The organism is Dolichospermum sp. LEGE 00240, from assembly GCF_015207875.1.
GTDB lineage: Bacteria > Cyanobacteriota > Cyanobacteriia > Cyanobacteriales > Nostocaceae > Dolichospermum > Dolichospermum gracile.
In genome coordinates, this window is sequence record NZ_JADEVZ010000011.1 from 53,486 (window position 1) to 65,965 (window position 12,480).

7 protein-coding genes are annotated in these 12,480 nt (G+C 38.2%); all 7 read right to left on the bottom strand.

The features are described 5' to 3' along the window. Positions 1 to 230 precede the first annotated feature (230 nt). Positions 231 to 3,863 (bottom strand): hybrid sensor histidine kinase/response regulator, encoded by a 3,633-nt coding sequence (locus IQ226_RS05750; RefSeq protein ID WP_193893193.1) that lies wholly within the window; start codon positions 3,861 to 3,863, stop codon positions 231 to 233. A 221-nt stretch (positions 3,864 to 4,084) separates the two neighbouring features. Next, complete coding sequence (locus tag IQ226_RS05755; protein ID WP_193893196.1) at positions 4,085 to 7,951, bottom strand: GAF domain-containing protein; 3,867 nt, start codon at positions 7,949 to 7,951, stop codon at positions 4,085 to 4,087. Between the two features lie 110 nt (positions 7,952 to 8,061). Next, a complete protein-coding gene (locus IQ226_RS05760) occupies positions 8,062 to 8,535 on the bottom strand; it encodes a chemotaxis protein CheW (RefSeq protein ID WP_193893199.1) in 474 nt (157 codons plus the stop codon). Positions 8,536 to 8,664: 129 nt separating this feature from the next. Further along, on the bottom strand, positions 8,665 to 9,027 hold the full coding sequence (locus IQ226_RS05765; protein WP_193893201.1) for a response regulator transcription factor: 363 nt from the start codon (positions 9,025 to 9,027) through the stop codon (positions 8,665 to 8,667). Between the two features lie 248 nt (positions 9,028 to 9,275). Beyond that, positions 9,276 to 10,490, bottom strand: a complete 1,215-nt coding sequence (locus IQ226_RS05770; RefSeq protein ID WP_193893250.1) for a response regulator — start codon at positions 10,488 to 10,490, stop codon at positions 9,276 to 9,278. Between the two features lie 453 nt (positions 10,491 to 10,943). After that, complete coding sequence (murQ, locus tag IQ226_RS05775) at positions 10,944 to 11,864, bottom strand: N-acetylmuramic acid 6-phosphate etherase (protein ID WP_193893202.1); 921 nt, start codon at positions 11,862 to 11,864, stop codon at positions 10,944 to 10,946. Positions 11,865 to 11,930: 66 nt separating this feature from the next. Further along, positions 11,931 to 12,350, bottom strand: coding sequence for a DUF3110 domain-containing protein (locus IQ226_RS05780; RefSeq protein WP_193893203.1), 420 nt, complete (start codon positions 12,348 to 12,350; stop codon positions 11,931 to 11,933). Between the last annotated feature and the right edge of the window lie 130 nt (positions 12,351 to 12,480).

Genomic DNA, 12,480 nt, shown 5'->3' on the forward strand with positions numbered 1-12,480 from the left:
GCAGAAAATTCTCCATACCATTAAGTTAGAGCCGTCAAATAGGAGTCCTATCCACTGTTGGGCGCTTGCGTCCTCAGCTTTGAAAATAATGTACTTACTCATCTTTGTTAGCCTCTTGATAATTAGGAACCTGAGTATCACCCTCAAAAACACAGTCGCATTTAAGACTTTAGATTTTGTCGTTTCTACTCTAGTTTTACTCCTGAACTCCTGACTCGGTGACTCCTGCCCTATTTACCTGCTGCTATTAATCCCTGGTTTGTATCCTTGTTGTTTCTATTAGCTAAACTCTCAAGGGTAGAGAGAAATTCATGCTCCAAATAAGGCTTAGTTAAATAAGAATTTGCCCCCAATTCATAAGCTAACTGACGATGTTTCTCTGCACTACGAGAGGTGAGGACAATAACTGGTTTTCTAGCAAGATCTCGGTTTTGACGGATATGGCTTAATAATTCAAATCCGTTCATCCTTGGCATTTCTAAATCAGAGATAATTACTTCAATTTCTGGATGTAGATGTAGTTGTTCTAAAGCCTCTACGCCGTTTTGAGCTTGTAATACTTGATATCCTGCTTTTTGCAAAGTGAGACAGAGAGTTTGCCGCAGACTAATAGCATCATCTACGACTAAAATTACTTTTGGTGATTGGCTATTTCCTAATACATTAGTGGTTAACTGTTTGTGGATATGAGTGGCAACTGTCTCTAGTAAAGCTTGTTGATTTTTTGGGGAAAGTGCCATCGGTAGAGACATGACATCCAATGTGGCTTGCATTTCTTTAGTATCAATAAGCAACGTACCATCAATAATTAAGATCAAGTTACCATTAGCCAAACTACTGCAACCATAAACATATTTTGGTGGAGTAATAGAATTTCCTAACGGTCTAATTACTAATTCTTGTTCTCCAATAATCTGATCAACTTCTATGCCTACCATACCATGATGGCGACGCAATAAAATGATGGGATTTTTCACCATTCCTGCTTCTGAATTATCTGATAGACTTTGCAGATTATTTCTACTCAAAACTGCGCCATTATAGTACATTAACCCTGCTAGTTTTTGGATATTGACCATCAATTCATCTTCATCTGTCCGCCAATATAAAAACTGTTTGCCTTCAAATTCTTTGATTTCTTGAGCAGAGGGAATAACTATTTTTTCAATACTATCTTGTAGTAAAGCGTAAATAACACCACCTGCTTGAACTAACATGAGTTTATCTGTAGTCATAGAGAAAGGAATTTTAAGAATAAATGTTGTTCCCTGCTGAGGTGATGATTGCACAGAAATTGAGCCGTTAAGTAATTGTATTTGGGTACGAACAATATCTAAACCCATCCCGCGTCCAGAAATTTCACTGACTTTCCCGGCTGTGGAAAATCCCGGAGCAAACATCATCTCTATTAATTCAGACTCGGTGAGGTGATGAACATAGTCTCCGTCATGATCATGGGGAATTAGATTAAGTTCTATGGCTCTGCTACGAACTTTTTCTAAGTTTAATCCTTGTCCATCATCATGGATTTCAATAACAGTTTGACTACCTTGATTGTAGGCAAAAATCTCAATAGTACCATCTGCTGATTTACCTCTTTCTCGGCGAATTTCTGGAGATTCAACGCCATGATCAAAAGAGTTGCGTACCAGTTGTAAAAGGGGATCATAGAGTTTTTCGGCGATCGCTTTATCAACCAGCACATCTGTACCAGTCAGTTTTAATTGTACCTGTTTTCCATAAACATTAGCTAGATTCTGCACCATTTGCGGAAAGCGACTCAGGATAGTTCCTAAAGGTAACATTCTCGCTTCTACCAAGTTATCTATAATATTTAAGGTTAAGGTTTGTTGTTTTTCCCCCATTTGAGCGGCTTGTTTCATCAGTAATTCTAGGGATTCAGAAGTTTCTTGGATTTGCAAAGTTTCTTCTATTGCTGAATGTAGTGTTAACTGAGACTCTGAATATACATCCATTTCTAAAGAATCAAAATTTACTGAACTCAAGGAATGGGTGTGATGAGATGAGACATTATTCCCTTGTAATGGTAAATCTCGTAATTGATATAAAGTCAACTGATGTTGGTTAAGTTGCTGACTTAATCTATCAATTAATTCTATGACTTGTTCATCATATAAAGTCCGTCTTTTTTGATATATGAGTAATTCACCTGTTAAATAATTAAGGCGTTGTAGTCCTTCCACATCTACCCGCACAAAGGAAGATTGACGAGAATTTCTATTAACCGCATCAGTCGTTTTTTCTTCTAATTGCTGACTAATTGCTGTATCATAGTCTGTAATTACCTCTTCACTAATTGCTGATGATGTTACACTTTCTAGATAAATATCATCTTGAAAACCTTCTGTTGTTTCTATAATTGGTGTTGCAAATAAGTTATGATCAGGAGCTAAAATAGGCTCTCCTCCCCATATTGATTCCAGAAGATTATTATTTTCTTCGAGTAATGAGGAAGGAACTATTTCTTTGATCACTAGCAAATTTTGTAATTTAGGATGATCAAGCCAGTTTTTTTCTGCTTCTGTGACTGGTGGATAATTTTTATATTCTCTGCCTAATTCACGGATTTGCTGTCTTAATTTCTTGATAATGGGGATAGCACTGTTATTTCGCTCAACAGTATATTGGAATTTAGCAATGGCTAAAAGAATAATTAAAATTACACCACGACGATGAAGACATAGAGATTTGCTATCTCCTAATTTTTCGATGCAGTAAAAAAATTGTTCTAGCCAATGTTCTAAATAATTGACGGGATATTTTTGAGTAGATGAAGGAATTAATAAAGATAGATTTAATTCTGATTCTGGTATTTCTCTGTAGTGATTAAACCAGCCAAAAATATAGCGAATGGTTTTCAAATAAACTTTGGCATGAACTGGTTTTAAAGGTTGATTATTTCCATTGCTAAGAGTAATTAAAAATTGATAAAATTCTGTTGTCGTATTAAAGAATGTATCAGCGAAAGATTGGTGTATAGATGCCAGAGATGACTCCGATTTTGGGACTGTTGTTAAAGAACTGGTTGTGATGACAGGAAACAAATCATCACTTGTAGTATTTACTAGTGCTTGCAATTCTAAAGATGGTGAACCCCCAGAAGTGCGATCGCCCCCTAAAACAGCTATTTGTGCTGCTTTTAAATCAGTGAAAGCGGTTTTAGCAATTTCTCGTACCTTTTGAGGATTTGCATCTAAAGCCGCCATAATTGTGCGTGCCAATTTTTCCAATCCTGATAGATTTAAAGATTCTGCCAAGCCAATAAATACTTCGCTTTGAGAGTGGAGTAATTCACAAAATTCAGTATTATCTGGCGGATTAGTAAGAGCCTGATTCAGAATATCTAGGCGTTGTTTTACTCCTATTTCAAAAATAGATTTAACAATATCAAATCCTAACTCTTCCGATGTCGGAATATGGGGTTCTGCGCCAAAAGCATCACCTAACTTTTCCTGGATTTGGACAAATACTGTAGTAGCGCGGTTCAAAAGTTCATCAGCATTGATGTTGCTGTTAGTAACTTCTGCTGTCACTGCTAATTGTAGACATTCATACCCTTCAACAAGTAAGGTTTGTAATTCACTATCAATGACAACATTAGGATTATATAAAGCCTTAAATATATCTTCTAAAGAATGGGCAATTGTCATGATGGTATCGAGTCCAACATTTGCTGCCCCACCCTTAATTGTATGGGTTGCCCGCATTAAATTATGTATTTTAGCTGTACCAGAACTTTCAACTAAAGTATATAAATCTTGTTCAATAGTTTGTAATAATTCCGGTGCTTCGCCCAGAAAACAGGCATAGCCTTGTTCACGAATTGCTGCATCTGTAATCATAATTTTTGATTTTAGATTTTAGTAATCATTTTAAATCAGGAGTTCAGGAGTTCAGGAGGAAGGAAGAAGAAGGAAGAAGAAGGAAGAAGAATATAATTTTCTCCCCTATTCCCTATTCCCTATTCCCTATTCCCTATTCCCTGTCACCTGTCACCTGTCACCTGTCACCTGTCACCTGTCACCTGTCACCTGTCACCTGTCACCTGTCACCTGTCACCTACTTACTTAACCTTAAACTTACTAGCAGTTGCTAATAAATCTTGCGCCATTCCGGTTAAGCTTTGGAAGACATTGGCAATTTCTTGGGATTCTCCAAAGGTTTTGTTAGCGATTTCTGCCACATCATTCATAGATTTAGTAACTGTACCAGATTGCTGCATTTGGATTTGGGTGGCTTCGGTAATGCGTTCAATTAGTTGACTAATTTCCGCAGTGGCAGACACAATGGCATTAAGATTTTGGCGAGTTTCATTAACTAAGTTTGTTCCTTCGACAACTTGCTGAATCCCGGTTTCCATTGCTACAGCAACTTCCCCAGTTTCCGCTTGAATCTCCTGAACTAATTTTTCAATTTCGATAGTTGCGGCTGCTGACTGACGGGATAAAGAACGGACTTCATCAGCTACCACTGCAAAACCTTTACCGTATTCACCGGCTCTAGTGGCTTCAATCGCTGCATTGAGGGCGAGAACGTTGGTTTGAGTCGCAAAGCTACTAATCAAATTTACCACTTTGGAGATTTTTTGCGATGATTCACTCAGACGTTTAATTTTTTTGCTGGTTTGAGCTACGGTTTCTCGAATGGCTTGAATAGCATTAACAGTTTCATTCATGGCGGTATCGCCAGAATCTACCGTTTTGTTGGCTTCTTGAACAGCTATTTGCACTAATTGGGCGTTGTTAACTACCGCTTGGCTAGAGTTTAGCATCTGTTGTAAATCACCTAAAGCCTTAGTGATTTCCCCAGATTGTTGTTCAGCGAGGTGAGTCAATCCTACCAGGGAGTTACTACTATTACTGGAGGTTTGGGCTACCTGTTGAGAAGCTGTTTGTACCTGAATAACGATCTGCTGTAGTGCTTGTACAGTCCCGTTATAAGCATCCGCAATTGTTCCTATTTCATCTTCGGTAATGGGGGCGCGAACTGTCAAATCTCCTTTGAGGGCAGGTTTAAGGGCAATTAGCAGTTGAATGGAACGCTGTTGGAGTAGTTCTTTGGCTGCTTTTTCTCTGTTGGCTGCTTCTGAGAGTTTGGCTGATTGGTTTTGTAGTTGTTGTAAGAATTCTGTTTGTTGTAAGGCTAATCCTAATTGATCACCAATCCGCGCTAATAGGTTGGTTTCGGATTCTTGCCAATGACGGGTACGGTCGTTTTGATAAACTGCCAATAATCCCCAGAGTTTTTCGCCAAATAGGATGGGGACGATCGCATAGGCTTTGGCTTCAAATCCTTCGAGGATTTCAATGTAGCAAGTATCAAAGCTGGCTTGATAAATGTCGCTGACTATTAATTTGTTACCTTTTTTATAATCACCACCGTTCATGGCTTGCAAACAAGGGTCATCAAAGGCGGTTTTTAGTTCGGATGTAACTAGTTTGATCCAACCTGGGGCTACTGATTCGGCGACAAAATGACCACCCCAGTCCGAGGTGAATTTATAGACTGCGGCGCGATCGCATTTCAATAGTTGGCGAATATCATGGGTAGTAGATTTGAGAATTTCTTCAATTCCTGATGTTAAAGATTGACGAATTTGGTTAACAATCTTGGAGAAGGTTTTTTCCTGTTCAACTATTTGAGCGATTTTTGCAGATTGTTGTCGTAATCTATCTAAATAATCAACTTGGGATTTAGCCAAGCTAAATTGCAATCCTATTTGAGTTAAAAAGTTGGCTTCTGAAGGTTGCCATGTACGGGGTGCAGAATTTTGATAGGCTGCCAATAAGCCCCATAATTTTTCTTCAAAAAAGATGGGTACGATCATATAGGCTTTCACTTCAATCTGCTCTAAAATTTCTAGGTGACATTGAGCATGACCAGCTTGATAGATATCATTAACAACGAAGGTTTCTCCTTTAGCATATCTACCACCTTGAGTTTCTTGGAGGTGGGTATCTTCCCAAACCATTTGGAAGTCACGTGTCACTGTTTTTGTCCAACCATTACCCACTGATTCGGCGATAAATTTACCACCCCAATCAGGGTTAAATTGGTAGACTCCAACGCGATCGCATTGCAAAGCTTGACGAACTTCCTGGGTAGTTGTTTTGAATATTTCTTCTACATCTAAGGATTGACGAATGCGATTCACAATCCTATTAATAGCCTTTTCCTGTTCAGCCCGTTGCGCTAGTTCTTCGGATTTAGATTCTACTGTTTGTAGATAATCTATCTGGGTTTTAGCCAGACTAAATTGCAAACTTACCTGAGATAAAAAGCTAATTTCTGAAGATTGCCATTCACGAGGTGCAGAATTTTGATAAGCCGCCAACAAACCCCATAATTGATCACCAAAGAAAATTGGGACATTGATATAAGCTTTGGCTTCAAACTGCTCCAATAATTCTAAATAGCAAGGAGTAATATTGGCTTGATAGATATCATTTACCGCTATGGTCTCCCCTTTGGCAAACCGCGCTCCTTTGGTTTCTTGAAGGTAAGTATCTTCGATAATATCTTTAATGTCTGTATTTACTAATTTCCCCCAACTATTGCTTACTGATTCTGTAACAAACTTACCGCTAAAATCTGGATGAAATTGATAAACAGCCACCCGATCACATTGTAAAACTTGACGCAGTTCCTGGGTGGCAATTTTCAAGATTTCTCCCATGTTCAAAGACTGCTGGATTCGGTTAATAATCTTAGTTAAAGCCTTTTGTTGTTTGGTAATCTGAGTTAATTGTTCAGTTTGTCTTTGTACTTTTCCCAGATATTCTCCTTGGGAAACAGCTACACCAAATTGTGAACCAATCTGATTTAAAAAGCTGACTTCCCAATCTTGCCATTCCCGCGCTCCAGTATTTTGATAAGCTGCTAATAAACCCCACAATTTTTCCCCGGAGAAGATGGGAGAAATGATATAAGCTTTGGCTTCAAGCTGTTCTAAAATATCAATGTGACATTGGGCTAAACCTATTTTATAGGTGTCATTAACGACAAAGGTTTCCCCCTGGGCATATCTACCACCTTTGGTTTCTTGAAGGTGGGTGTCTTCCCAAACCATTTTATAACCAGGGGTGACAACTTTCACCCAATTATTTCCCACAGCTTCGGAAACAAATTGACCACTCCAATCATCACTAAAACGATACACCCCGACGCGATCGCATTTCAATAGTTGGCGGATTTCTTGAGTGGTTGTTTGAAAGATTTTTTCGACATCTGGCTGTTGTAAAATCTTGGTAATAACTTTCGCTGCTGACTGCTTGGCTAGGGAAGATTGTTTGAGTTCTTTTTGTAATTTAAATCCCTGAAACCTGTAAGTAATTTCTGTGGTAATTTGTGATAAAAGTGTGGTTTCTGTTTCTTGCCATTGTCGAGGTGTGCTACAGCTATGAACTACCAATAAACCCCATACTTTACCATCAACAAAAATAGGTAAGCTTAAACTAGCTCTGACTTGAAATTTTTCCAGTAGTTGCTTTTGGTATGGGGTAACTTGAATTTGACTAATATCGTCAATAATTACAGGTTCTAAATAATCTGCACTGGTATAAACACCAAAGACAATAGCCGCCAGAGTTTCATTAATCCCAGGTGTCCAACCAGTGCTTCTTGCTTCAGCTAAAACAGTTCCAGTATCATCAGTGTGAAACTGATAAATTAAGACGCGATCGCATACTAACTTAACTTTAATTTCTGCTACAGTTACAGATAATAACTTCTCCAAATCCCCAACTTGGCGCATTTTAGCAGTTATCTCTTGAAACCGCTGTCTCCAGATTTTAAATTCCTGGGCAATTAAACTTTTACTAGATGCGTCATAATTAAATCCATTCCCATTGTCTTTTTTCTTTTCTTCATTCTGTGCTGTACTAAAAATGTTTCTAGCATCTTCATTTGGGTTCTGATATAAAGTTGTCATGCCATTAACCTCAATAATTATAGTAGTAGTGAACTAGGGACTGGGGATTGGTGATTGGTAGTTTTATTCCTTCTTCTTTTTGTTCCTCTTTCTTCCTCCTGACTCCTTATTTAACTATGTGTTGTCCACATAGAAGTTTCCAGCATTGCTGAAGCATCCAAATTAAAAATCATTTGTTCAGAATCACTAATGAAATACCCCTGCAAAAAAGGTATCATTTCTGGATAAAAAACCTCCCCAGATGGTTGTTTCATTTCCTGGGTATCTAACCAATCAATATCTATGAGTTGACGGATTAAAATTCCCAAATACTTGCCTTCATGTTCTACCACTAATGCCATCATTTTAGAGAGAAAACTTGACCCTTGTAAAAGTGGTGGATAACCTAACATTTCTTCCAAGTCAACCAACCACAACATTTCCCCCCGCCAATTATAAATACCGACAACACAATTAGGCATTTGGGGAACACCACATATTTCTGTCAGTGGTATTTGTACAACTTCTGTAATTTGTTCTAGGGGAATTACTGCTGTATCTCTGACTCCTAAAGAAAAGCTTAAAAATTTTTGTTTGGTTTCCAAAATTAATTTCCCCCCACCCTCAATAATTCTTTTTAGCCCCTAAAAATGTAGATTGCTTTACCGAAGGGGTAAAGATCTCTGCAAATTTTAAATCTAAAATCTAAAATTCGGTGACTAACCCACAATCCATCATTTAATCAATCTTTTTAAAGTCAGGACTAATTCTTCCTTATCTACTGGTTTAGCTAAATAAGCATCAGCACCTAACATCTTCCCCCATATTTTATCTACATCACTGCTTTTAGTAGAGCAAAAAACTACAGGAATCTTACTAGTTTCGGCATTATTTTTTAACTCCCGACAAACTTCAAAGCCGCTTTTACCAGGCAAAATTACATCCAAAACTATTACATCCGGTTTATGCCTACTTAGTTTATCTTGTGCTTCTTCACTACTCTTCGCACAAACAACGAAATAACCAGCCTGTTGTAAGTATTTACTGATAACTTCCATATCAGTTAAGCCATCTTCCACCACTAGAACCGTACTCATGACAATTACCTATTGAATTCTTTTCAGAATGTTAACAAAAACAGCAAATATCCAATTATACAGATCAAATAACCACTTTTTGATGTTTTATTTTATCTCACGTAATAAATTGTATACACTTTCCTCCGTCACAACTGCATATCTAGCAGAGATTAGCATACCTAATCACAAATTTTAGCTATGATAAATCATTCTTACAAAGATTTAATGCTGGTCGTAACCAACAAAATAATCGAGAGTTAACATTACTAACCATCATGTAAGTTCTCATCAATAGCTTCTAAATTAGGATCATGATTATTGTTTGATAAATTGGGGATGCGTAAATATTTACGGACTACATTCATAACCCGATCTGCTACGATTGGTTTAGAAATAAAGTCTGTAGAGCCGACAACTTTCGCCCGAACTCTATCTATTAAACCATCATTACCAGTTAATATGATTACTGGTGTCTCCGCAAAAGCGGAAATTCTGCGTAATTGTGTACATATTTCATAGCCACTGGCTATGGGCATAATCAAATCCAAGAAAATTAAATCTGGCTTTTGTTGGATGATAATAGGTAAAGCTTGGATAGCGTCTTGGATTTTAAGAAATCTCAGTCCGTGACGGGTCATAATTTCTTCTAAGATGTTACAAACCTGGGGACTGTCATCTACACAGGCTATTAATGGAGGAGATTGATTTCTGGGTTGTCTACCAGTGGAACTATTAGATTCAACTGTTAAGGGTAAATCAGGTACTGAGACTAACTCAATAATGCCTTTAAGGATATAGGGAAGTAGGGAACGTGCTACAGGCATGACATCTTGTTTCATTCTGATGCTTAACTCCCGTAATGTGAATTGACCATTAATTAAACTCACAAAATTTTTATATACAGATGGATTGACCATTTGCTGTAGTTGTTCTGGTCGCCGCAGGACTGGTGCTAAATTAGGAGAAATATTTGCTAATCCAGCTTGTGACCAAATTGACCAGGCATCTCGCATTTGTTTAATGGACATATCTGCATTCGTGAAGCTCATAGGCATTTCTAATATAATTTTCTGACTGTAACTACAAGTAACAGCGGCAAAACCTAGTTCTCGAGCTAGATCAAAAAATAATTCGGCTATAGTGTTTTCAACAATGGCATGAATTTTTTCTCTCTGGATTTTTTGTCTTTTGTATAAAATGTCTATGAGATTATAATCCCAATAGTCAATGGCTATATCTTCATAACGACAGCGGATTTTCGTGATATCAATATCAGGACAATATTGAGCCATGTTTCTGCGCCAACGCCTGAAGGGATGATCACTACCTGTAGCCCATACTATTCTGCCCAAACGATAATAGAAAGTCCATTGTCGCCCTTGAGAACTCCTGATATTTAGTTGTCCGTTGTATTGGACTTGAGTACACTTTTTAAATTCATGGAATAGGTTTTGCGCTTCTGTTGCTTCTGGCTTGGTCATCATGCTTTCCCTGAAAATTTATTGATTAAGTATTTATAAAAATCCATGCTTGGCTTCTTTTACAAGCCTTTGACAATTTAATTGGGAGGATTAATACCTGTGCCAACTTTCTAAATATAGATATGCAACCCAATAAAATCGTTACGATATCAATAGGGTTTCAGACGTTTGGTGAAGGTCTTGGAGGATTCCACACAAATGTAATTTAGCTTTTGTGATTATGTAACATGACTCGATATTTAGAATAGTAGTAAATATTAAAAAGTCCCAGATTGATTTAGCGGTATGCAATTAACCATCTGTTTTATTTACTCAATAGTCCTATGATATCATACTCATTTTCTCTATGATCCTATATCAGTAAGAACGCTTATTTTCAGAGTAGAAGAAGCAATAGGTAATTATCAATTACCCATTTTTAATTCTGTTTTGCCCTGTTGGTAACTTTAGTAGTTAACTATTCTGATTGTAGCTGTTTGCAGCTAGTCGAAGATTACCGTGATGGGCTGCTAATAGTTTTTTACCTGCTTCTTGGTCTAACTTAGTCCAGTGCATTAATAATGCTAATTTAACCCATTTACCGCTATTTTCTAGTAAAAGACCAGCCGCTTCTCGACTTAAACCGGTGAGGTCTTGTAAGATGCGTAAAGCGCGATCGCGTAATTTTTGATTAGTGACAGCAACATCAACCATGCGATTCCCATAGACCTTACCTAGTTTCACCATTACCCCCGTCGAGAGAGTATTCAAGACTAATTTGGTCACTGTTCCTGCTTTCAAGCGAGTAGAACCTGCTAAAACTTCTGGACCTGTCAACAACCGAATGTCAATATCAGCTTCAATAGTAACTTGTTCGGTGGGAACACAGGCGATAAAAATAGTCTTAGCTCCCCGTTGACGCGCTGCATTAATGGCACCGTGAACGAAAGGAGTTGTTCCCCCAGCAGTAATACCGACAACTACATCCAATTGGGTAATTTGTCGTTGAGCGATCGCACTTTCCCCATCTTCAGACCGATCTTCCAAATCCTCGGAACTGCGGACTAATGCTCCCGCACCACCAGCAATAATCCCTTGTACCAATTCTGGGGAAGTACAGAAAGTAGGTGGACACTCAGCAGCATCCAATACTCCTAATCTCCCACTGGTCCCTGCACCTACATAAAATAAACGCCCACCTTGATGTAGTCTTTCTGCTGTGCAGTCAATAGCTGCTGCTAACTGAATCTTCGCCGCTGCTACTGCTGCTACTGCTTTTTGGTCTTCGCTATTAAATAACTCCACCAGTTCCAAGGAGTTGAGTTGGTCTAAATTAATACTATTAGGATTAACTTGTTCGGTGAGTAAATGCCCGCGTTCCTGAAAATTTGTCATTTGTTATTTGTTAGTTTTTATTTACCCATAATGACCAATGACCAATGATCAATGACCAATGACTAATTATAATAAACCTTCCAGTTTGCGCCGAATACTGTCTAAATCAGAGTTAGCAACTTCTGGCGCAGATGGACTGTAAGATAAAAAGTCCTCATCAGTATCCTCTATTTCTGGTTCAGCTTGCCAATCAGTTTGTTCAACATTCGTTTCCGGTGGCAATACTAATTCACTATTTTCCGCCACAATTTCCCAGATATAGCCAGTGCTTTCGCAAAATTCCTTAATATCATCAGCATTCATCATTTCCACTGTCGGGACAGCAAAGTCCTGCGCTTCTAACATTAAAGCAAAGCGGGTGGCATCATCCTCCGACTCAAACATGAGGATTTTATTCCCCTCCACCCCTTGAGCATTGCTAATCCGAATGCTGTGAATCCCCTCATTATCAGTGCCAGCATTGAACATTAGTACAAAAACACGCATTGTCTATCCTTTGATCAGTTCTCTAATTTATCTTAAAGTTCAATCACTGTATATAGCAATCCTAAATAGGGGTTGCTGAAAAAGTCATCTGTGAGAGCTAGAAGTATGGCTAAGGCCACGCCGCGCTATC

Bases quoted from the DNA above. Each gene is read 5' to 3' on its own strand.
- IQ226_RS05750 (WP_193893193.1), bottom strand. From the start codon at position 3,863: ATGATTACAGATGCAGCAATTCGTGAACAAGGCTATGCCTGTTTTCTG.
- IQ226_RS05755 (WP_193893196.1), bottom strand. From the start codon at position 7,951: ATGACAACTTTATATCAGAACCCAAATGAAGATGCTAGAAACATTTTT.
- IQ226_RS05765 (WP_193893201.1), bottom strand. From the start codon at position 9,027: ATGAGTACGGTTCTAGTGGTGGAAGATGGCTTAACTGATATGGAAGTT.
- IQ226_RS05770 (WP_193893250.1), bottom strand. From the start codon at position 10,490: ATGACCAAGCCAGAAGCAACAGAAGCGCAAAACCTATTCCATGAATTT.
- murQ (WP_193893202.1), bottom strand. From the start codon at position 11,864: ATGACAAATTTTCAGGAACGCGGGCATTTACTCACCGAACAAGTTAAT.
- IQ226_RS05780 (WP_193893203.1), bottom strand. From the start codon at position 12,350: ATGCGTGTTTTTGTACTAATGTTCAATGCTGGCACTGATAATGAGGGG.